Source organism: Limnothrix sp. CMB-01, assembly GCF_055193175.1.
In genome coordinates this window covers 635,964-658,129 of sequence record NZ_CM143720.1, presented here as the reverse complement: position 1 = coordinate 658,129, position 22,166 = coordinate 635,964, and the positions used below count along the sequence as shown (strand labels likewise).

Sequence of the window (22,166 nt, the reverse complement as noted above, 5' to 3'; positions counted from 1 at the left end):
TCTCTTGGCGCGACGGACGAGACCGATCGCCCGCTGGGTTGCCGATCGGGTCGGGGAAGCCCGCTATGATGGAGAGGCTTAGAATTATGAAGTTTTTTTGCTAGAAACTTATCAATGGCCATTGCACCGAACCAAAACATCAGTTCCGGCTCCGACGCGATCGCACCCCAGGATCCGCCAACGGGGCGATCGTCTGGTCTGCGCTCGGTGATCGTAGAAAAGCTTTTCTTTGGCAACGAGCCAACCCCGGAACTGATTGCCATTTTGCTGGTGTATCTGGTGCAGGGCATTTTGGGGCTGGCTCGTTTGGCCGTCAGTTTTTTCCTGAAGGATGAGTTGCACCTGAGTCCGGCGGAAGTGGCGGCCCTGATGGGGGTTGTGGCCATTCCCTGGATGGTGAAACCGCTGTTTGGGTTTATGTCTGACGGGTTGCCTATTTTGGGCTACCGGCGGCGACCCTACCTCATTCTGTCGGGCATTGGTGGGGCCTTGGCTTGGGTGGCGATGGCCACGGTGGTGCATACGGGCTGGGCGGCCATGCTGGCGATCGCCCTTTCTTCCCTGGCCGTGGCCGTCAGTGACGTGATTGCCGATTCCTTGGTGGTGGAACGGGCCCGCAACGAGTCCACGGGCACGGCCGGATCCCTGCAATCCCTTTGTTGGGGGGTTTCGGCGCTGGGGGGCCTGTTGACGGCCTATCTCAGCGGCGTGTTGTTGGAGCAGTTCAGCGCCCAAACGGTGTTTTGGATGACCTCCATGTTTCCGCTGTTGGTTTGTTTTGGGGCCTTTGCGATCCACGAAACCCCCTTAACCGCCCGTCCAGACCTGAGCGTGGTTCAACAGCAGGCGCGAGATTTGTGGCAGGCGGTTTCCCAAAAGGCGATTTGGCTGCCCACGCTGTTTCTGTTCCTTTGGCAGGCCACGCCCTCATCGGATACGGCGTTTTTCTACTTCACCACCAATGAGTTGCAGTTTCCGCCGGAGTTTTTGGGGCGGGTGCGGCTGGTGACCAGTGTGGCGGCCTTGATTGGGGTTTGGGCATTTCAGCGGTTCTTCAAAACCGTGCCTTTCCGCAAAATTTTCCTTTGGAGCACGCTGGTTTCCACGGCGCTGGGGATGACAACGCTGCTGTTGGTGACCCATGCCAACCGGGCTTTGGGCATTGATGACCGCTGGTTTAGCTTGGGCGATAGTCTGATTTTGACCGTGGCGGGACAAATTACCTTCATGCCGGTGTTGGTGCTGTCGGCGCGGCTTTGTCCGCCGGGGGTGGAGGCAACGCTGTTTGCGCTGTTGATGTCGGTTTATAACCTGGCGGGGGCGGTGTCCAGTGAGTTTGGGGCCCTGCTGACCCATTGGTTGGGGGTGGATGAAACCCACTTCGATCGCCTGTGGTTGTTGGTGACGATCGCCAACTTGTCAACCCTGTTGCCGCTGCCGTTGGTGGGTTGGTTGCCGCAGGATGATGCAACCGATGGCAATGCCCAGCTATCGGAGTTGCCGCCGGAGGTGACAGCCGTGAAACATCGGGAGCCAAACCTGGTGCCAACCTTTATGCCGGAGATGTCTCCGCAGCCCGATCGGCGCGATCGCTCCAAAACTTAGGGTTCAGGCGGGCGATCGGGGAGCCGATCGCCCGCCTGAGATTGAATTAGCAAAGCCGTTCAAAGCCGTTGAGCAATTGGGACTATCGGGGTGATCGCAAAATCCACCGCACCGCTTCCAGCAAATTAGCCGCCACAAAGTCCGGCTGCGTCGCGTGTTGATAGTTGCCCGCCAACACCTGCTCCCCAAACCCCGTCGTCACCAAAATGCCCGTACAACCGGCATTCTTGGCCAGGTCAATATCCGTCGCCTTGTCACCCACCATCACACTGCGCGATAGGTCTAAATCCCAATCCCAGGCGGCCGCCACCAGCATTCCGGTGTTGGGTTTGCGCCAAGTGCTGTAGCGGGTGAATTCAGGATCCTTGCCGCCTTCGGGGCCGCTCAGGTACGGGCAGTAGTAGAGCGCATCCAGCTTGGCCCCCGCTTCTTGATTAAGCAGGCGACAGAGCCGATCGTGCAGCGCGTCCACGTGGGATTGGGGATAGTAGCCCCGGGCTGGGCCGGCTTGGTTGGAAGCCAAACAGCAAAACCAGCCCGCCTCGTTCAGTTGCCGCACCGCTTGGGCTGTGCCGGGGATTAGGTGCAGGTCTTCGAGGCGGTGAATGTAGCCCGCCTCTTGGTTCAATACGCCGTCGCGATCGAGAAATACCGCCGGTCTAGACACCCAACTTCTCCAGAATGGCGCTGGGGGGAATGTCACTCATCCGATCGGTCGGGGACTTGATGGCCACGAAGCGATCGTCACCGAGCGGCAGTAGCTTGGCGGGATCGGTGGGGCCAAACAGGGCGATCGTGTAAGTGCCCAGGGCCACGGAAATATGCATCGGGCCGCTGTCGCCACAGAGCATCACATTCGCCCCCGCCGTCATTGCCGCGAGTTGACCAATGTTGTTGGGAGCCACCAGCTTCAGGCTCGGACAAGCCGCCTGCAACGTGGCCACAAAATCCGTGTCATCGGGCCCCTTCACCAGCACGATCGGCAGTTCCGGCTTGGCCTGTTGCACCTTGGTCAACACCGCCTTCCAGGATTCCACCGGATAGACCTTATCAAAGCCCTTCAGTTTGGCCATGGCACTGGAGCCACCATGCACCAGCAAATAGCCCTGGCCCTTGATCCCCAAGCGGGCTTGCTCTGCTTCAGCCCAGGCCAGTTCCTTTTGGGGCACTTGCAGCGACAGGGCCGGCCGGGGGGCCGTGATTCCAAAGCCGCGCACCAGGTCGTGATAGAGATCGCCCGCGTATTGCTCCAAATTCAGGGGCACGGGATCGGTCAAAAACATCTTGCCGCCGGCCGCGTAGCCCACGCGCTTGGGAATCCCCGTCAGCCACAGCAGCAGCCCCACGGCCCACCGCCGCCCCAGCGACAGCACCGCGTCATATTCCCGATCGCGGATCGTGCCCAGCAGGTTGCCCCAGTCGGCGGGACTGTTGCGATCCTTGAAGTCAAAGGCGATTGTGTCGCGCACCGAAGCACAAACTTGGTAGGCCGCAACCGATCGCGGCTCCACCACCACGTCAATCTGCGCCTTCGGGTAGGTCTGTTTCAGTTGGGTCAGGGCGGGGAAAAATAAGATCTGGTCGCCAATGCCACCAGGTACGAGGGCGAGGATCTGCATCATAAAACTCGCGGGGTTGCCAAGTAGCGGCGGTAAAACAATATCGAAATCTGTGAAATGAAGCCTGAAAAACCGATAGCCAGCAATGGTGTTTCGACCCGCGAGGACTTCGCAGGCGAATCCAAATCGCTACGGTCAGGAATCGCTCTCAATTTTAGAAGGATCTGCCCTAGGGTCAACTCGATCGCCCAAATCAACTCCAGGGTTTAGGGCAGCCCGTCCACAGCCTTGCGAATTCCCAAGAAAGTCGATTGAATCTTGATCGGGCAATTTGCCCAATCACAATATTTTTAGGAAACCGATTTTGTATTTACTCATTCCGGCGGCCGGCTCCGGCAAGCGCATGGGCGCGGATCGCAACAAACTCCTGATCGACCTAGCGGGCGAAACGATCTTCGCTTGGACGCTGAAGGCCGCCCAGGCCAGCCCGTCGATCGCTTGGATTGGGATCATGTGTCAGCCGATCGACCGGCCGGATTTCGAGGCGATCGCCCAAAACCTACACCTGACCAAGCCCGTTGTGTTTATCCAGGGCGGCGACACCCGCCAAGCCTCGGTCTACAACGGCCTGCAAGCCCTGCCCCCCGAAGCCGATCGGGTTTTGATCCACGACGGGGCCCGCTGCTTGGCCACCCCAGACCTGTTCGATCGCTGCACCGCCGAGCTGGCCACCTGTCCGGGATTGATCGCTGCGATTCCCGTCAAGGACACGATTAAGCAAGTGGATGCGAATCAAATTGTTAGCAACACGCCCGATCGCGCCACCCTCTGGGCCGCCCAAACGCCCCAAGGCTTTGAAGTGGCCACCCTCAAGGCCTGCCACGATCGGGGCTTGGCTGAAAACTGGGAAGTCACCGACGATGCCGCCCTGTTTGAGCGGTGCGGCTTGCCCGTGAAAATCGTGATGGGCGAAGAAACCAACCTGAAAGTCACCACCCCCCAAGACTTGGCGATCGCCGAGTTCATCCTCCGCCAGCGCCAACCCTAGCCGTTCCCCAACAACCCAACAACCCAACACCGCAATCGCCAAAGCGAGCGCTACCATAGCGATCGCAGCCCCCTATGATCGTCTCCAAGACCATTGTGGGAGTGGCTTTCAGTTGATTCGGAGTGGTGAATATCTTGTCTAGCAATAACCCACCGGCTAAATCCGAACGCTCCGGCGTGCCGGCCAGCGACCAAGTGGTCAGTGATATTTTGCGACTGGGCGATCGGGGTAACCTCGTGCAGGTCGTCCAGCATGAACTAAACATGCGTGGTTTTGATGCGGGACAACCGGACGGTATGTTTGGCCCCCAAACCGAAATCGCCGTCAAACAGGCCCAATCCGCCTATGGTCTCACGCCCGATGGCATCGTTGGGGCAGACACCTGGGAGCGTTTGGGCTTCACGTTCCGCTAGATTGCCGCGAGCACGTTCCACCCCAAAACCCATCAACCAAAAACCGACGCGGGGCCCAGCAGCCCCCCATCGGTCAACTCAAAACGGCACTACAGTCCGCTGTTGGCAATTCAGACGCAAAATCTGATCATTACCCGCAATTGATCATCCAAAATTCATCACCTGTAATTGATCACCAGGGAGGAGCTAGAGTGCCCCTCTCTGGTGCGGTGACGTTGCCCTAGACCGCCTCTAGGTTCTTCTCACCGGTCCGAATCCGGATGATTTGTTCCACGGGCGAGATGAAGATCTTACCGTCGCCAATTTCGCCGGTGCGGGCCGCGGTGATGATGCACTCAACGACCATATCCACGTCCTTGTCGTCCACCACCACTTCGATCTTCAGTTTTTGCAGGAACTCAACGGTGTACTCCGATCCCCGGTAGCGCTCCGTTTGTCCCTTTTGGCGGCCAAAACCGCGCACTTCGGAAACGGTCATCCCGACAATGCCGGCGTTGACGAGGGCAATTTTTACATCGTCCAATTTAAAAGGACGCACGATCGCTTCAATCTTTTTCAAGGCTAGTCTCTCCCTTTGAGCATTCGTTATAGGTCTTGGTGATCACTGGGCCATTGTGGCTTTCCCCTTGGCACACCTCAAAATCCTCAGGTTGGGATCGGGTTTGCATCGGAGTTGTTGCACACAGAATCTCAGCGATCGCCCGGTTCTAGCCTGGGTGTTGCAGCCCCATCACCACCCCAGGGATCTGGCTCCTTGGGAGTTGGCAACCCAGTTTGGTAACCAAGCTTGGCAAACCAGTTTGGCAACCAAGTTGGGGTCAACCAACACCCAAGCATAGAAGGGTTGGCCGTGGCCTGCACAACAAACCGATATCTCTGACGAAATCGGCATTTTATTCACCCGGTTATCAACCTGGTTATCAACCCGGCTAACGGGGCAACCGCCAGGCGGCTGAGCTAGATCAGAGATGAACAACGCCGTGGGGCGTTATCCACAGGCTGACCCTTGCAGGCTGGAAAGTGCTGAGCTTGACCCCTGAGTTCGGCCACCGGACGAGGTTGCACGTTGGCGCAAGTGCCTGTACAGGCCACGCTAAAGCCTGGAACTGCCCACCTGCAAGAGCCAGAGAACAGTGGTTGGCATTTTTAAGGCTAGCCTATCAAAAGCCGGGGGCGCTCAGGCTAGTGGGCTGTATATCCCTGGTTGCGTTGGGTTAACAGTTAGCACTGGATCTCATCAGGGTTTTGTAATGTTCGTTACCGGTTGTTGAGCAAGACCTATCCCGAGGGGGGAGGGTTGGGTGCGGATCAGACAAGCAATGGCCCTTTGTCGTCGGTAGCCCTGCTGGCTTGCACTTGCTATGGGATTGGTATCTATTCGTAGGGGCGGCTTTGCTCCGTCATCGGTCGCGCCCGATCGCACCCAAACCTTCCGTGCCCTGGTCTTGATGACTTTGGTAACGGCGCTGATCGGATCCTTGGCGTTTCGCCTCAGTCGCTTGCAACTGGTGGAGGGGGCTGTGCAGCGCCAGGCCGCAGAGCGGAATCGATTGCGGGGGTTGCCCTTGGTTCCCGATCGGGGGGCCCTGTTCGATCGCAAAGGCCAGGTGCTCGCTCGGAGTCGCTTAATCCGCAGCGTGTATCTGTCACCCCAGCGCCACAGCCCAGCCGAGTGGCAGCGGATCCTGAAGCCGATGGAAAGCATTTTCGATCGCCCCGTTGCGGCCATTGCCCAACAGATTGCCACTCAGCGTCAGCAGGGCCGGGGTGATATGCCCATTCGGGTGGCCCGGGATCTGACCCCTGAAGGATTTGTTCGGCTGGCAGAACTGGATCCGGGAGCAGGCATCCTCGCCGTGCGCGTGGAAGCCGAGCGGGACTATCCCCACGGTTCCACTGCCGCCCACGTGATTGGCTATTTGGGGGAAGCCAACCCCGAAGATATTAAAAACAACCCCGATTTGCCCATGGGAGCCACCGTGGGCAAGGCAGGCATCGAACGATTGGCAGAATCGACCTTGCGGGGCACTTGGGGCTACGACTGGATTGAGGCCGATGCCAAGGGCCGTCTCCTGCGGCCGGCGGGCCAACGGCCCCCGAAGCCGGGCCAGCCCCTTCAGTTAACGCTGGATTTGGCCGTGCAACAGGCGGCGGAACGGGGACTTCAGGGACGACGCGGCGCAGTGGTGGCCATGAATCCCCGCACGGGGGCCATTTTGGCCATGGCCAGCAGCCCCACATTCGATTCCAATTGGTTTACCCAGCGCATTACCAAAAACCAGTGGGCCCAACTCCAAGACCCCAGCCGCCCCCTGTTGAATCGGGCCCTTCAGGGCTATCCCCCGGCCAGCACGTTCAAGATTGTGACTTCGGTGGCGGCGATCGAGTCGGGAGCCTATAGCCCGAATGCCACGGTGGGCACTGCCGGGGCCCTGTCCCTGGGGGGGACGGTGTTTCGGGAACATGGGGGCGGTGGCTACGGCACGATCGGCTTTGCCAGGGCCCTCGAAGTCAGCAGCAATACCTTCTATTACCAGGTGGGAATGAAGACCGGCCCCGAGGCGATCGCCCAATGGGGCCAGGCCCTGGGCATTGGTCAGCCGCTGAAGTTGGGGCTGTTGGGCAGTCGGGGCATGTTGCCCACGCCGGCCACCAAACAAACTCTGTACCGTCAACCCTGGTACTTGGGCGATACGGTCAGTATGTCGATCGGGCAAGGATTGGTCTTAACCACGCCTTTGGAACTGGCCACGGTCGTTTCCGCGATCGCCAATGGAGGAAAGCGTGTGGTTCCCCACCTGTTGGCTAACCAAACCAGCCAATCGGACTTTCAACCCCAGTTGATCGGCCTGAAACCCGAAACCCTGAACGTGGTGCGCCAAGGACTCAATGCGGTGGTGCGCCAGGGAACCGCCAAAGTGCTTAACGATCCCAGTCTGCCCCCCAGCGCTGGCAAAACGGGAACCGCCGAAGTGCCCAGCGGCCCCAATAACGCAATGTATGTGGGCTATGCCCCGGTGGATCAACCGCAAATTGCCCTGGCGGTGGCTGTGGAAAATGCTGGCTATGGGGGAGCTGTGGCGGCCCCGATCGCGAAGGAAGTGTTCAAGGCTTACTTTGGCCCAAAACCGCCCGCCTCTAATCCACCCGCGAATCCGTAGCAGATTCACCAAGGAGCAGATTCGTAAAAATCCACGAAACTCCTGCCAAAAGACTGCCCAAGACCCATCAAGACCACTCCAGCGAGCGGATCCTTCAAGGCCAACCTTCTGTAGTCCCTGGATCTCAGAACAGTTAAGGGCAGGTCAGTCTCAGCAACTCAGCAACGATTTAGGGGCGATCGCACTAGCCGATCGCCCCTAAATTCATTGATTCACATCCATTAGACCTCTTGCACGAATCAGCTCGTTGCCCTCATCCCCCAACCCCTTCTCCCAAGGTGGGCGAAGGGGAGCCAGAACTGCTGGGTTACGGCGATCTCGTGGCGGGTGATCAAGTCCCTCTCCCGACTTGGGAGAGGGATTTAGGGTGAGGGTCTTGATTAATGCAAGAGGTCTATTCATGAAGCTCATGAGGCTCAATTCAGTCAGTTGCTCAAGATTTTGAGCCTGATGTCATCAAATCATCAGAATCCCAGGTTCAAAATTTCGAGCCTAATGTCATCAAATCATCAGAATCCCTAATCAGCCCTGCGCCCCAAGCCACAAAACAGCGTGCCATCAGGTCTTTGCGGAACCCGATCGCGCCAAATGCCCAAAACTGGTTTGGTCACCCTCAGAATTTCCGGTAAAGTATTGGGCGACGGCCGATTGGGCATGGGTGACAAACAGAAACCCTCATCAATGGGTCACTTAAGCGCCCGCCGCCCATCAGCAAACCCCCGATCGAATCTCCAAAAGCCTAATTTTTGGGATTCCAAGGGTTGCCTTGTTCCTGGTTTTGTTTTTCCCGTCCCGTTGCTTCTTCCCTGTGCGATCGCCCCGAGCCATTGACCCCGAGCCATTGACCCCGAGCCTATGCGTTGATGCTCAGAGCTAGACCAGTTGGCCCATGACCTGCACCTGTTGGTTCGATCGCTAACTGCTCTTGCGCTTGCTGATTGTTGTCCGCTTGGGATTTTTCCCCTTGCTCCCTCTTTCCATCGGCCGATCATCCTATGACGCTGTTACAACCGCTGTACGATCGCCTCAACACCGATGGCCGCACCATCGGGCAATCAAATCAAGGTTGGATTTTGATGGGTGTGGTTTCCCTGTTGATCTTTGGGGGACTGGCTCAGCGCCTAGTGCATCTCCAGCTCATGGAAGGTGAGGCCCTGCGGGCCCGGGCCGAGCGCAACCGCATTCAAACCATCCCCAAAATTCCTAGCCGGGGCAACCTGCTCGATCGCAACGGCAACCTGCTCGCGGGTAACCAGCTCACCCACTCCGTTTCCGTTTGGCGCACAGCGGTTAACCGGCCCAACTGGCCCCGACTGCGAAATATCCTCGCCACCACCCTCAATATTTCAGAAGACGATCTCCAGGCCCGGGCCGATCATCTAGATTTTGAGTCTCGCTTTCTGATTCCCGTTCAGCACAACGTGAAACCCGAAGAGGTCGTGCGGTTGCGGGAATATGGCGTGGATCTGCAAGGGGTGCAAATTGAACGGGAAACCAGCCGCTCCTATCCCTACGGTGAAACGGCCGCCCACGTCTTGGGCTACATCGGCGAAATCAGCAAGGAAGAACTGGAAGGCAACCGATTTCGGGCCCAAAAATCCGCCAAAGGCTATCGCTATGGCGACATTGTGGGCAAAATGGGCCTTGAAAAATCCCTGGAATTTACCCTGCGGGGCCAGCCCGGTAGCGGTCGGGTAGAAATTGACGGCAAGGGCAACCTGATCAACATTCTGGACGATCGCCCCGCTCGACCCGGTGAAGATATCCACCTCAGCTTAGATGTGGACTTGCAGCGGGCTTCGGAATCGGCCTTGGGGGGACGCAACGGGGCCGTGGTGGTCATGAACCCCAAAACTGGCGAAGTGTTGGCCCTGGCCAGCGAACCCCGATTTGACCCCAATATCTTCACCCGCAAGATTGACCAACGCACTTGGCAAGCCCTGCAAAAGCGTCGCCATCCCTTCGTGAACCGAGCTTTGCAGGCCTATCCCCCCGCCAGTACCTTCAAGGTGGTGACCACCGTGGCGGCGGTGGAGTCGGGCAAGCTCCCGCCCGATGCTGTTCTGCCCACCTATGCCTATTTGCCCGTGGATGGTACTCGGGTTTGGGATTGGAACAAATCCGGCTTTGGCCCCATGAGCTTCATCAGTGCCATGGCCATGAGCAGCAACACCTTCTTTGGGCAAGCGGGCCTGCGGGCGGGCGAAAAAAACCTGGTCACTTGGGCCCGGAAGTTGGGCTTTAGCTCACCAACGGGCATTGAACTGCGATTTGAGGAAGCCAGGGGACTGATTCCCAGTGATGAATGGAAGCGGAAAAATGACTTGGGACGTTGGCATCGGGTAGATACAGTCAATGCCTCGATCGGGCAAGGCTACGTGCAAGCGTCCCCCCTGCAAGTGGCGGTCATGTTTTCAGCCGTGGCCAATGGGGGCTATCGGGTGCAGCCCCGGTTGGTGCAGTCCACGCCGATTCAGCGGGAGTCTTTGGGTTTGAAACCCAGCACCTTGGAACTGTTGCGGAAATCCCTGCGCAGTGTGGTAACGGCGGGTACGGGCAAAGCCCTGAATGGCACGGTGTCGGTGGCAGGCAAGAGCGGCACGGCGGAAGATCCGCCCCGGGAAACCCATGCTTGGTTTGGGGCCTATGCGCCCTATGAAAAACCGGAGATCGTGGTGGTGGCGTTTTTGGAAAATGGTGGCGGTGGCAGCAAGGTGGCCGGCCCCGTTGCCCGATCGGTGATTGATGCCTATTTTGCTAAGGCTCGCCAACCCCAAAAGGGCAAATCCAACACCGCCCAAGCCTCAACGGCCAACCAGCCCACCGGCAACAATCGCCAATCTCAGGATTAGCCATTGGGAATCCAAGGCCGATCGGCTAAGAAACCGGTTGAGGCAGTCCCGCCCACGGGGTTGTGCCGTTCCCTTGGGCGCGGAAGCGATGTGAATTTGTGAATTAGCCCTAACTGATTAGCTCTAATTGATTAGCCCTAATTGATTAGTGTTAATTAATCAATAATGAATCAGTGCCCCAAAACTGGGTGAAACCCAACCGGACTACTCGTGAACCCAAACTCCAACCCGATCGCCCAAAAACCTGAATGGCTCCGCGTCAAGGCTCCTCAGTGGGAGCGCGTGGGCAATGTCAAAGATATTTTGCGGGACTTGGCCCTGAACACGGTCTGTGAAGAAGCCTCCTGCCCCAACATTGGCGAGTGCTTCAATGCCGGAACGGCCACGTTTCTAATCATGGGGCCCGCCTGCACCCGCGCTTGTCCCTACTGCGACATTGACTTTGAGAAGAAGCCCAAGGCCCTGGATCCCACGGAACCAACGCGGCTGGCGGAAGCGGTGCGCCGGATGCGGCTGAACCATGTGGTGATTACATCGGTGAATCGGGATGATTTGCCCGACGGCGGGGCGGATCAGTTTCGCCAATGCATTGCAGCCGTGCGATCGGCCTCGCCGGGAACCACGATCGAGGTGTTGATTCCGGATCTCTGCGGTAACTGGGCGGCGCTGGATATTATCCTGTCGGCGGGGCCGGAGGTGCTGAACCATAACACGGAAACGATCGCCCGTCTTTATCGCCGGGTGCGCCCCCAAGGGGACTATCAACGCACATTGGAACTATTGCAACGTGCCAAAACCCTTGCCCCTTGGCTGTATACCAAATCTGGAATCATGGTTGGGTTGGGGGAAACGGCGGCGGAAGTGGAACAAGCCATGGCCGACCTGCGATCGGTGGATTGCGATATTTTGACCCTCGGCCAATATCTCCAGCCTTCGCCTAAGCATTTGCCGGTGCAGTCTTTTGTGACTCCGGAGCAGTTTGAAGCTTGGCGGGTAGCCGGGGAAGCCATGGGCTTTTTGCAGGTGGTTTCTTCGCCGCTGACCCGCAGTTCCTACCATGCAGAACAGGTGCGATCGCTGATGGAACGTTATCCCCGATCGCGCCCGCAGTCTGCTGAGGCGCTTTCCGTCGGCTAGGCAACGGTTAACGGATTCCTCAAATTGAATCCTCAAATTGAATCCTTAACTTGAATCCTTTCGCTCCAGAACCATGGCGCAGCTCATTGCCCATCGGGGCAGTTCCGCGATCGCTCCCGAAAATACCTGGGTGGCGATCGAACAGGCGATCGCTGACCGGGTTGATGCGATCGAGCTGGATGTGCAGGAGCTGGCGGACGGCATGTTGGCGGTGCTCCATGACACAAACTTGCGGCGGTTAGCCGGGGTCGATCGCCCCAGCCATCAACTGACCGCTGCGGACTTAGCCCAATTGGAGGTGGGATCCTGGCTTAGTCCCCGGTTTGCGGGAACCCGGATTCCGACCCTGGCGGCGGTGTTGGCCCAAGTGGGCGATCGGGTGGCCCTGAATTTGGAGCTGAAGTGCCATGGCCAGGAACGCCAACTACCGGAAGCCGTGGTGGCTTTGTTGAGGGCGTTTCCCCAAGTACAGGTCACGCTCACGTCTTTTAATTGGGCAATGCTGCAACGGGTGCGGGCGATCGCGCCTGAGTTGCCCTTGGGCCCGATTGCGGCTGACCCGCTGGATTGGGCCGCGCTCGATCGAGAATTGGGGGCGGTGGCGGTGGTGTCGTTGCACCATGGCCAGCTCACCCCCGAAGCGGTGGCTCTGGCGCGATCGCGGCAGGCGGCCCTGTGGGTTTGGACAGTGGACGATCCCATCGAAATGGCGCGGGCCCTGAGCTTGGGGGTGGATGGCGTGATCACCAATGCTCCCGATCGGGCCCGGTTCGATCGGCTGGCTGCGGCGGCTCCTAGCCCGATCGGCTCGGACGGTCAATAGCTCACCAGCGCCCAACGGGAACCCCAGAATTTCAGGGCCCAACTGGCCCAATTACAGGCCAAATTCGCGCTTAATCTGGGCCACCCAAGTGGCAATTCGCTCATCGGTCAAGTCCGGTTGGTTATCTTCATCCAGCGCCAACCCCACGAACCGATCGCCCCGTTGGGCCTTGGATTCGCTGAAGTCATAGCCCGCGATCGGCCACATGCCCACGGTTTGGCCGCCCAGGCTGGCGATTTTTTCCTCAAGCAGTCCCATCGCGTCTTGGAAATTGTCCGCGTAGCCCACCTGGTCGCCGGGACCAAAATAGGCCACCTTTTTGCCCGCGAAGCTGATGTCGTCTAGCTCTCCGTAGAGGCCATCCCAGTCGCTTTGGAGTTCGCCGATGTTCCAGGTAGGGCAGCCCACAATCAGGTAGTTGTAGGGCGCAAAGTCTTCGACGCTGGCATCCGCCACATCGTGCAAATCCACCACGGAATCGCCGCCCAGGGCCGCTTGAATTTTTTCAGCCAAGGATTCCGTGTTGCCCGTTTGCGTGCCGTAGAACAGTCCGATCGTTGCCATAGGTTCGATTCGTTGAAAGGTTGAGGTTGTTGAGGTCGGCCGGCCGAGTACCGATCTCGCTTCAGGGGCGATCGCCATGCACTGCTGGTTACTGGCGATTGACCCTCAAAAGCTTATCTAATGAAATTAACTCTCAATAAATAAGCAATAGCAGCATAGCAAGCTTTTCTTAATTGAGAAAGAGTTTTAATAAACTGAAAATGCCCACCCAACCAGAAAAAAGGGGATCGATCGCCACCCCCAGCGACGGAGTGGCCCCGAATCCCCCCAGTCCTCGTAATCAGCCCTCCATGACCGATTTCGATTTCTGTAAATGACTGACTTTTGGATCAAAAACTCAAAAAACGGTTTGAACGATGCTGGCCAATCAGGCTGGTCGCGGATCGCCTAGAGCGCCAACAGGCCCGCCCCCTGGGTCAACAGCAGGAAGGCAAAGATTGCGCCGCCCATGCCGCCTACCAAGAACATGGCGCTGAACTGGCTCCAGCCGTCCGCCGTCCGCAGGTTTTCGGGCAGCACAGCCGCATTTGCGCTCACGGCCTTGGCCATGCCTCGGAACTGATCCAGGGAGCGATCGCCCCGATTCGGGAAGGTCACGGCTCCATAGAGCGACAGGCACAGAGACAAGATCAACAGCAGCCCCATGGTGGCAATCAGCCCCACCAGTTCCGCCGATTGGCTCGATCGCATCGGCCCCAGCTTGATGAACGGCCCCACCAGGAAGTAGCCGTGGGCCATGCCAATTTCCAGACCCCGCGACAGGGGCGACAGGTTCGGACGATAGATCGGCAGGTATTGCACCAGGGCCAGGGTCACATCGGAAGCGCTGACGGGTGTGTCCAAAGTGCCTGCTTCCGGGGAGCCGCCACCGGGCCGGACAAAGCTATCGCTGCCGAACTTGAAGCCCACGGCCTCCGCCCGCACCCGCAGGGCGTGCCACAAATGCCCCGCCAAAAACAGGATCGCAAACACAAAGTGGAAAGTTGCGAGCCAGCCCCGAGCGGTTACCGTGCCGTCCTGGGTGACGATGCCCAGAGGCCCATAGAACACTTCGGGATAGGCAAAATCATTCACCGACACAAAGTAGGCGGCGAAGAAGCCCATATAGGCCAAGGCTCCCAAGCTGTAGGACAGGTAGGCTTCTCCCGTCCAATAGAACACCCGCTCCACCCAGAGCCAAGGACGGCTGAGGATGTGCCAGAGGCCGCCCGCGATGCAGAGACCGCCGACCCACACATGGCCGCCCACCAGGTCTTCGAGGTTATCGATCGCCGCCATCCCTTGGCTGCCGTGGGCTCCGACTAGATAACCCCAAATCGTGCCGAACTCCAGGGTGGGATGCTCAACCAAGCGCACGGAACCGATCGCCGGGTCATAGAGACCGCCCCAGGCCATGGCCTTGGTCACCAACAGGAAGGCCCCCGATCCCAACAGCAACAGGTGAATGCCAATAATCGTGGTCATTTTGTCCTTGTCGCGCCAGTCGTAGCCAAAGAAGCCACTGAAGTTGGCGCGATCGGTCGGCAGCACCTCGGGGCCCAGCACGGCGTGATAGATGCCGCCAGCTCCCAACACTGCTGCACTGACCAGGTGCAACATGCCCACCACCAAATAGGGATAGGTGTCAGCGATCGCCCCATCGGGCCCCAAGCCAAACCCCAAGGTGGCCAAGTGGGGCAACAGAATCAGCCCCTGAGTCCCCATCGGTTGGCTCGCGTCGTAGCGAGACAGCTCAAACAGGGTCATGGCCCCCGCCCAGAGCACAATCAGCCCCGCATGGGCCACATGGGCCCCCAGCAGCTTGCCCGACAGGTTCACAAACCGACCGTTTCCGGCCCACCAGCCCAACTGTGGCATCGTGGGGGCCGCCGTCCGAGAGATCACAGCGCTCATGCAGCAGCCTCCTGGGTCGATTGGGTAGAGGAATCAGCGGTGTTAGGAGTGGCCGGAGTGGTTTGCCCAAAGCCAAACCGCACGCCGGCCGCTTGCAGGGCGTGGAAAATGTGCCCTTGCAGGAAAAAGAATCCGAGCCAGAAATGGGCATTGGCCAACCAAACGCGGGAGGTCAAAGCGCCATCGGGGCTGAAGAAATAGGGCACGCGATCGAACCCGATTTGCAACCTGGGGCCAAAGAATGCCTCAGGGAAGGCGACGGCATTCACGGACACAAACAGGGTGGCCACAAAGGCCATCAGGGCCAGCGCCCCCAGGCTGTAGGACAAATAGGCCTCGCCCGACCAAATAAACAGGCGCTTCACGGCTGCGGACGGCTCCGAAACGATGTGCCAGAGACCGCCACCGATCAGGATTGCGCCCAACCAAGCATGGGCCCCGACGATCGTGGGCAAGTCATTGACGCTAGCCAGCCAGTAGCGACCGCCGGCCCCAAAGAAGTAGCCGAGGATTTGCCCCAAATCCCAGTTCAGGTCGCTGACCAACTGGACACGGCCCGCCGCCGGATCGTAAAGACCGCCAAAGGTGGTGGCCTTCAGCACCAGCAGCCAAGCACCCAACCCGAGCAACACCAGGTGAATGCCCAGAATTTGGGTCATTTTGTTGGCATCATCCCAGCGGTAATTGAAAAAGCCGGTGCGATCGAGCCGTTCGGGCCCCTTGAGGGCATGGAACAAACCGCCCGCCCCCAGGAAGGCGGCGCTGATCAGATGAATCGCCCCGATCGCAAACCAATCATCGGTTTGGGCGATCGCCCCGTTGTTGCCCAAGCCCCAACCCAACCGGGCCAGGTTCGGCAACAAAATCAAGCCTTGCTCATACAGCGGCCGACTCAGATCGCAGCGGGAGACCTCAAACAGGGTCATTGCCCCCGCCCAAAGCACGATCAGTCCCGCATGGGCCACATGGGCCCCCAACAATCGTCCCGACAGTTCCGTCAGGCGGGCATTCCCCGCCCACCAAGGAATCGCGATCGCCGTCTGTGGCGGCGTGGTGGTGACAGTCATAGGAAGTTCCCAACAACAGCTTGCAGCGTTTGCAGTTTTTGCAGGTATGCGCCATTCGGTGCAGATTCGAGTAACTCTCGAACCTTTATTGAAACTTTATAGCAATAAAGCCTGAATCAAGATTTGGAAAATGTCAAGAATAATTTTCAATAAGATTTGAACAAGCAAGTCCAACGGCTGGAGATCCAACGGCTAGAGATCCAACGGCTGACGATCGCCCCGTTTCGTCGCGCCGGTTTCAACCGATGCTCCGGGCAGCCTGAAGTAGGGGCGTACGGCCGCACGCCCAATCAAGAGTCAATGATGCGAACGGTTGAGCGAAAACCGTTGAGCGAAAACCGTTGGGTTAAAGCGGATGGTTACCGGCCTGCAATTGCTCAGAAATTGGGCGATCGCGCGAGATGACGCGGCCTTGGGACTGGCGACCGAGCAGGCTGCCTGTCAACTCACTGCCGGGGGGTAACCACAACAACCAACGGCTGCGATCGGGCAATTGACTGACCCGATCGACCGCTGAAGTGAGCCACAGCACGGCCCGGGAAGGCGGTTCATGTTCAGCTAGCTCCCCGGCTTGGGTTCCGGCCAGGGTTTCCAACACCACCTGTCGCCCTCGCACCAACCCCGTGGCCGCCGTCCAAAGGAAGGGATCGAGGTAACAGCGGCTGGCATAGACATACATGGAGGCGGCCGCTTCCACGGCCTGCTCAAAGTCTTCGGGATCCCAGGCAATCGCACTATCGAGGGCCACAATCAGATCGGGCCCCGTGGCGGCGGTTTCCAATTCGCGCACCTGAAGCTCCCCAAACCGGGCACTGCTGCGCCAATGAATGAGCCGGGTGGAGTCGCCCCAACGGTAGGGCCGCAGGGAGCGGGTGAGGCCTTCGGTTCCCAAACGTAAGGCGCGATCGCCCGCTGCGTTTTGGGCATCCCCTTCGCCCATCCAATCCACGATCGGGCATTGGGCCAGGGGCCAAACTCGAGGATAAACCACCAACTTGGCCGGTGCAGCGATCGGCTGTTGTCGCCAAAACAGGCCGAAGGGCGCACCCGATCGCAAGGTGAGACTCGGCCAACGGTAGATGCCGCGCCGCTGGGCCCGGAATCGGGCCTGGATGGTGATGCTGCCTTGGGCGGGAATCAGGGCGATCGAGCCGCTGGCAACGGGCAGGGGGGCCGGTGGCCGATCGACCCATTGCAACAGGGAGCGGGCCGATCGGGCATGGTTGGTGATCCGGCATTCCACCACGGCCAAATCATCAACGCTGATCGGTTGAATGGGCGATCGGCTGGCGCTCAGGCCCCCGAGCGATCGCGCCGTCAGCACCGCCGCCACCAACATCAGCGCCAACAGCACCCCACTCATCACGTAGAGCCAGCCGGCCATGGCGTTGGTGGCCGCCCCAAACAGAAACAGGGCGATCGCGCCCAGCAAAGCCCCCTGAAACGAAGGACTCACCAAACGGGTCTCCCAGCCCATCAGCCACATAACCCAGCGATGGCGCACCGTTGCCAGCAGTTTGAACATGATTGAAAGGGGGATCAGGGCCTTGCGATCGCAGCTTGGACTCTGGAGATCACTTGCACTGTTGATTAACCCATCATAGGGCGATCGCCCTGAATCGCCAGAGCCGCCTATTGGCCGAGGGTCAGCTCTTCCTTCTTGCCCAAAATGCCCTGGGGCCGCCACATCATCAGCACCACCAAAATCAGCCCAATGACCATCAACCGGAAAGCGCCCAAGCGGGCATCATCCAAGGGCAACAGGGCCGGCAACACAAACCGGGTGAGGGTGGTGTATCCCCAAAACAGGACAGAACCCAACAGTGTGCCCGCATTGTTTCCCGCGCCGCCCAAAACCACGATCGTCCAAGCTTGGAAGGTCATCAGCGGAATGAAGCCATCGGGGTTAATGAAAGTGAGATTCCAGGCATAGAAGGAACCAGCGACCCCCGCGATCGCGCCGCCCAACATCAGGGATTGCAGTTTGTACCAAAACACGTTTTTGCCCAAGGCCCGCGCGATTTCTTCGTCTTCGCGGATTGCCTTGAGCACCCGGCCCCAGGGCGATCGGCCCAGTTGTTCCAGTTGCCAATAGACCAGACCCAAGACGGCCACCACCAGCAACATCAAGCCGCCTTTGTAGTTGAAATCCCAAAGGGCGATCGCCCCACAGCCATAGAGCAGCAGCCCCAGTAGGGCCGAGATGCCACCCAACACCAGGCGACCCTTGGAGGGGGGCTGTTGGGTTGTGCCGGTGACTTGTCCTTGGGCGGCCTGTTGGCGCGATCGCAAGGCCTGCCGGAACCAACGCCACAGGGACCAACCCGCTGCCCCAAAGATGCCCGTCCAAAGGGCGATCGCCACCGGAGCCACCCAAGGTGCGTCCGGCACTTGGGCCAAGGGCAGCGGGTAGCCATAAACGCCCCTTGCGCCTCGGGTCAGCCACTCTTCATTCAAAGCCACCAGCCGCACCACCTCCGACACCCCGATCGTGACGATCGCCAGGTAATCTTCCCGCAGGCGCAGGGTGGAAATGCCCACCAACAGGCCCAGCAGAGCCGCCAACCCCGCCCCGATCGCCACCGCCAGCACAATCGGCCAACCTTGAAGCGACAGCAGAATGGTGGTGTAGGCCCCAATGGTCATGAAGGCCACATGGCCAAAATTAATTAAGCCCGTGAGACCCCATTGCAAATTCAGACCCAGACCAAAGAGGGCAAAGATGCCTGAAAAGATAATCAGTGAGGTGAGGTAAGCAATCATGGGGGCGCGATCGAGCCTCAGCGTAGGAATAGCCCAAATTTCACGCCCCATTGTAGGGCAGGGAGCTGATGGATCGATGGTTTAGGCATTGGTTTAGGCGCTGATTTCGCCTGGCGGGCAAGGGTTGGCTTAGGCGCTGCCCAAGGCCGCATTCACCACCTGAGGAAACAAACCCGAACACCACCAAACCCCCACGGCAGAACAGTAAGGCAAATGGCCTGCCGGGGCGCTGAGGCTGAAGTTACGGCTCTTTTGGCTGGTCCAACCCAGGCGATCGCCAAACCGACACCAAGCCTCCACGGGGCTGGCCGTTTGGCTGGTGACCTCTAGCCAAATGTCGTACTGAATGCGGAAGCCAAAGTGATTGTTGCTGTGGATGGTCCAGAGGCGATCGATCTCGGTTAAATCGCCCTTGGGAAATTGCTCAATGTCTTCCACCCGCAACCAACTGGCCCCCTCGCGGCCCACCACCTTCAGCATGATTCGAGTGGTTTCTCGATCGGCCTCCAGCCACTTTTGCGCTTCCAACAACTGGGACAGCCGCCCGTAGCGATCGACCGGGGCCGGAGTTGGCCCCGGCGAGGGCATCACAAACTGCAAAATGGTCACCTCTTCCTCCGTGGGTAGCCCGTGGGCCGGCGGCATGGGGGCAGAAGGGCGATGTTCTGGCAAGTGGAAAGGATTTTCGTTGCGATCGGGACTTGCCACGGTTGGGTCAGGATTGACCGCCGAACTTGGATTGCCCGTGTCTTGCAGGGCGGCCGTGTCCAAGGGGCCCAAATCAAACGGCAAGGGATCGGATCCCGACCCGATCGGATGGGATTGTGTCGGGGATCCTGCCTGGGGCGATCCTGTCTGTGGTGATCCCCTCTGTGGTGACCTTTGGGGCCCCGCACCCTGTTTCAGGGCTTGGATTTGTTGCTGGAGCTGACCCTGAAGCTGTTGCAGCGTTTCCAACCATTCCGGCGAAAGGGTTTGGAGCAGCAGTTTTTGCGATTCTTGTAGTTGTGTTAGTTCCAAATACAGGTGCGATCGCTCCTGGCGGGCCCGTTTCAGTTGGCCTTCAATGTGGTTTAACTTGGCATCCAAATTTAATCGCTGCCAAAACTCCCGGGCCCAAGTGGTGCGCACCTGGTCGCGGGCCCGCAACAGGGCAATGGTCGCCCGATCGCTCCCCGTGCCCACCAGCGCCTCCGGTAACGGGGAATTATCCCAACCACAGGTTGGGCACAGCACTTCGGTGTCTGACAACTCAGTGGAACAGATAGGACAACGCACAGCAGCCATGGGTCAAAAGGGGGGTGAGGGCAGGGGGATGCTACTGCCGCCCCTATTCTACTCAGCCGGTTGGCACTGTCGGGAACTGCGCTCTCGGCCCAGACGCAGGGGGGCCGGTGTCTGATGCAATCGTTACCGTGATCGGGGGTAGGAGCTGGGCTACACTCAAGGCGCGATCGGGACGATAAAAAGACGATAAGAAGGAGTGTTTATGACCGGCACTGCGTCATTGTGGCAGCGTTACCAAGACTGGCTCTACTATCACGAGGGCTTGGGGCTGTATCTGGACGTGAGCCGGATGCGGTTCGATGATGCATTTGTGGCTCAGATGCAACCCAAGTTGGCGAAAGCGTTTGGGGACATGACCGCTCTGGAATCGGGGGCGATCGCCAATCCCGACGAACAACGGATGGTGGGTCACTATTGGCTGCGGCAACCGGACTTGGCCCCAACACCGGAATTGCGAGACGACATCATCAACACCCTTGACCGCCTCGAAACCTTCACGGCGGCCATCCACAACGGCCAGCTCACGGCCAACGGTCAGCCTTTTACGGATGTGTTGTCGATCGGGATTGGCGGTTCGGCCCTGGGGCCGCAGTTCGTGGCGGAGGCCTTGGCTCCCAATCAGCCGCCCTTGGCCATTCACTTTGTGGACAACACCGACCCCGACGGCATCGATCGAATTCTGTCCAAGAGCACGGGCGGCTCCCCCCTGCGCGATCGCCTAGCCACAACCCTGGTGCTGATCATCTCCAAGTCCGGCGGCACACCCGAAACCCGCAACGGCATGGTGGAAATTCAAGCGGAATTTGGCCAAGCCGGTTTGCCCTATCACCGCAACTTTGTGGCCATTACCTGTGAGGGCAGCGCCTTGGATCAACGGGCGATCGCGGAAGGCTGGCTCGATCGATTCCCGATGTTTGATTGGGTCGGCGGCCGCACCTCGGAACTGTCGGCGGTGGGGCTGTTGCCAGCGGCGCTCCAAGGGATCCAAATTCGAGAAATGCTCTTGGGCGCGCAAATGATGGATCAGGCCACCCGAGACCGCAACCTAAAAACCAACCCCGCCGCCCTGTTGGCCCTCTGTTGGTATTCCGTGGGCCGAGGCAAGGGCGAAAAAGACATGGTGGTTTTGCCTTACAAAGACCGGCTACTGCTGTTTTCGCGCTATCTCCAGCAGTTGGTGATGGAATCCTTGGGCAAGGAACGCGACCTGGATGGCAACTTGGTCTATCAGGGCATTGCCGTGTATGGCAACAAGGGCAGCACCGACCAACATGCCTACGTGCAGCAGTTGCGCGAAGGGGTTCCCAACTTTTTCGCCACCCTGATTGAAGTGCTGGAAGATGGCGGCTCGGGCGTGGTGGTGGAAGACGGGGCGATCGAGTCCGGCGATTACCTCAGTGGGCTATTGCAAGGCACGCGCCAAGCGCTCTACGACAACGATCGAGAGTCAATCACCATTACGGTTCCCCGCGTCAGCGAGCGCATTGTGGGGGCCCTAATTGCGCTCTACGAACGGGCCGTGAGCTTCTATGCCTCCCTGGTGAACATCAATGCCTATCACCAACCGGGCGTTGAGGCCGGCAAAAAAGCCGCCGCCAACATCTTGGCCCTGCAAAAGCGGCTGGTGTCGGTCTTGCAAGACGCGGGAGAACCCCTGTTGATTGCGGAGTTGGCAACGCAGGTGGGGGCGATCGAGCAGGTGGAAACGATCTATTGGATCCTGCGGCACTTGGCGGCCAATGGGCGCGGCCCGGTGCTGGTGGGTAATCCTGGACAACCGGCCAGCCTGAAGGTGTCTTGGAAATAGGTGTTGGGGAAATCTTGATCCATTGCTGAGTTTGCGGTTGCCGGAATTCAATCGCCATTCAACCATTTCCCGGTTTACATTAATGTCCAAAATTAATGTCCAAACCAATGTTCAACTAATACCCAACTAATGTCCAAAAGCGAGTCGGGGTAGATGCAAACCTACCCCGATTTTTTGGGCGATCGAT

At 58.9% G+C, this 22,166-nt stretch carries 18 protein-coding genes; 8 read left to right on the top strand and 10 right to left on the bottom strand.

Features of this window, described 5'->3' with window-relative positions; translation table 11 throughout:
• Positions 1 to 114 precede the first annotated feature (114 nt).
• Entirely contained in the window at positions 115 to 1,605 is a 1,491-nt protein-coding gene (locus ACZA91_RS02725; protein WP_463184556.1) for a folate/biopterin family MFS transporter, read from the top strand.
• A gap of 82 nt (positions 1,606 to 1,687) precedes the next feature.
• On the opposite strand, the gene ACZA91_RS02720 is transcribed toward ACZA91_RS02725, so the two are convergent.
• Together ACZA91_RS02720 and ACZA91_RS02715 are read right to left on the bottom strand one after the other, a co-directional pair.
• Positions 1,688 to 2,272, bottom strand: a complete 585-nt coding sequence (locus tag ACZA91_RS02720; RefSeq protein ID WP_463184554.1) for a D-glycero-alpha-D-manno-heptose-1,7-bisphosphate 7-phosphatase — start codon at positions 2,270 to 2,272, stop codon at positions 1,688 to 1,690.
• Positions 2,265 to 3,224, bottom strand: coding sequence for a glycosyltransferase family 9 protein (locus ACZA91_RS02715; RefSeq protein WP_463186381.1), 960 nt, complete (start codon positions 3,222 to 3,224; stop codon positions 2,265 to 2,267). Before ACZA91_RS02715 ends, ACZA91_RS02720 begins: the two co-directional genes overlap by 8 nt.
• A gap of 304 nt (positions 3,225 to 3,528) precedes the next feature.
• Here ACZA91_RS02715 and ispD point away from each other — a divergent pair, with 304 nt between their 5' ends.
• Both ispD and ACZA91_RS02705 read left to right on the top strand, forming a co-directional pair.
• The gene (gene ispD / locus ACZA91_RS02710; protein WP_099533362.1) at positions 3,529 to 4,212 is read left to right on the top strand and encodes a 2-C-methyl-D-erythritol 4-phosphate cytidylyltransferase; all 684 of its coding nucleotides are present in this window, start codon (positions 3,529 to 3,531) and stop codon (positions 4,210 to 4,212) included.
• 125 nt (positions 4,213 to 4,337) lie between these two features.
• Complete coding sequence (locus ACZA91_RS02705) at positions 4,338 to 4,625, top strand: peptidoglycan-binding domain-containing protein (RefSeq protein ID WP_199291406.1); 288 nt, start codon at positions 4,338 to 4,340, stop codon at positions 4,623 to 4,625.
• A gap of 220 nt (positions 4,626 to 4,845) precedes the next feature.
• On the opposite strand, the gene ACZA91_RS02700 is transcribed toward ACZA91_RS02705, so the two are convergent.
• The gene (locus tag ACZA91_RS02700) at positions 4,846 to 5,184 is read right to left on the bottom strand and encodes a P-II family nitrogen regulator (RefSeq protein WP_099533361.1); all 339 of its coding nucleotides are present in this window, start codon (positions 5,182 to 5,184) and stop codon (positions 4,846 to 4,848) included.
• An 802-nt stretch (positions 5,185 to 5,986) separates the two neighbouring features.
• Here ACZA91_RS02700 and mrdA (ACZA91_RS02695) point away from each other — a divergent pair.
• Positions 5,987 to 7,786, top strand: a complete 1,800-nt coding sequence (mrdA, locus tag ACZA91_RS02695; RefSeq protein WP_463184552.1) for a penicillin-binding protein 2 — start codon at positions 5,987 to 5,989, stop codon at positions 7,784 to 7,786.
• Between the two features lie 518 nt (positions 7,787 to 8,304).
• Here mrdA (ACZA91_RS02695) and ACZA91_RS02690 read toward each other — a convergent pair.
• Positions 8,305 to 8,442, bottom strand: a complete 138-nt coding sequence (locus tag ACZA91_RS02690) for a hypothetical protein (protein WP_158234438.1) — start codon at positions 8,440 to 8,442, stop codon at positions 8,305 to 8,307.
• A gap of 339 nt (positions 8,443 to 8,781) precedes the next feature.
• Here ACZA91_RS02690 and mrdA (ACZA91_RS02685) point away from each other — a divergent pair, with 339 nt between their 5' ends.
• The 3 genes from mrdA (ACZA91_RS02685) to ACZA91_RS02675 all read left to right on the top strand — a co-directional run bounded on the left by mrdA (ACZA91_RS02685) (position 8,782) and on the right by ACZA91_RS02675 (position 12,598).
• Positions 8,782 to 10,638: a penicillin-binding protein 2 gene (mrdA, locus tag ACZA91_RS02685; protein WP_463184550.1), complete on the top strand. Its 1,857-nt coding sequence runs from the start codon at positions 8,782 to 8,784 to the stop codon at positions 10,636 to 10,638.
• 210 nt (positions 10,639 to 10,848) lie between these two features.
• Positions 10,849 to 11,775 carry a lipoyl synthase gene (lipA, locus tag ACZA91_RS02680; protein WP_190353921.1) on the top strand — a complete coding sequence of 309 codons (927 nt, stop codon included), beginning with the start codon at positions 10,849 to 10,851 and terminating at the stop codon, positions 11,773 to 11,775.
• Between the two features lie 73 nt (positions 11,776 to 11,848).
• Positions 11,849 to 12,598 (top strand): glycerophosphodiester phosphodiesterase, encoded by a 750-nt coding sequence (locus ACZA91_RS02675; RefSeq protein WP_463184547.1) that lies wholly within the window; start codon positions 11,849 to 11,851, stop codon positions 12,596 to 12,598.
• A gap of 51 nt (positions 12,599 to 12,649) precedes the next feature.
• Here the strand turns inward: ACZA91_RS02675 and fldA are convergent, their stop codons facing one another.
• From fldA to ACZA91_RS02645, 6 genes are all read right to left on the bottom strand, one after another.
• On the bottom strand, positions 12,650 to 13,162 hold the full coding sequence (gene fldA, locus ACZA91_RS02670) for a flavodoxin FldA (protein ID WP_099533419.1): 513 nt from the start codon (positions 13,160 to 13,162) through the stop codon (positions 12,650 to 12,652).
• A gap of 387 nt (positions 13,163 to 13,549) precedes the next feature.
• Entirely contained in the window at positions 13,550 to 15,055 is a 1,506-nt protein-coding gene (locus tag ACZA91_RS02665; protein WP_463184545.1) for a chlorophyll a/b binding light-harvesting protein, read from the bottom strand.
• Complete coding sequence (locus ACZA91_RS02660; protein ID WP_463184544.1) at positions 15,052 to 16,122, bottom strand: chlorophyll a/b binding light-harvesting protein; 1,071 nt, start codon at positions 16,120 to 16,122, stop codon at positions 15,052 to 15,054. The genes ACZA91_RS02665 and ACZA91_RS02660 overlap by 4 nt, the downstream gene beginning before the upstream one ends.
• 346 nt (positions 16,123 to 16,468) lie before the next feature.
• Positions 16,469 to 17,647: a DUF58 domain-containing protein gene (locus tag ACZA91_RS02655; RefSeq protein WP_463184542.1), complete on the bottom strand. Its 1,179-nt coding sequence runs from the start codon at positions 17,645 to 17,647 to the stop codon at positions 16,469 to 16,471.
• A 107-nt stretch (positions 17,648 to 17,754) separates the two neighbouring features.
• Entirely contained in the window at positions 17,755 to 18,885 is a 1,131-nt protein-coding gene (locus tag ACZA91_RS02650; RefSeq protein WP_190531602.1) for a branched-chain amino acid ABC transporter permease, read from the bottom strand.
• Between the two features lie 129 nt (positions 18,886 to 19,014).
• Positions 19,015 to 20,172, bottom strand: coding sequence for a GUN4 domain-containing protein (locus ACZA91_RS02645; protein WP_463184541.1), 1,158 nt, complete (start codon positions 20,170 to 20,172; stop codon positions 19,015 to 19,017).
• Between the two features lie 202 nt (positions 20,173 to 20,374).
• On the opposite strand from ACZA91_RS02645, the gene ACZA91_RS02640 reads away from it, so the two are divergent.
• Positions 20,375 to 21,979, top strand: a complete 1,605-nt coding sequence (locus tag ACZA91_RS02640) for a glucose-6-phosphate isomerase (RefSeq protein ID WP_190353914.1) — start codon at positions 20,375 to 20,377, stop codon at positions 21,977 to 21,979.
• Positions 21,980 to 22,166: the final 187 nt, after the last annotated feature.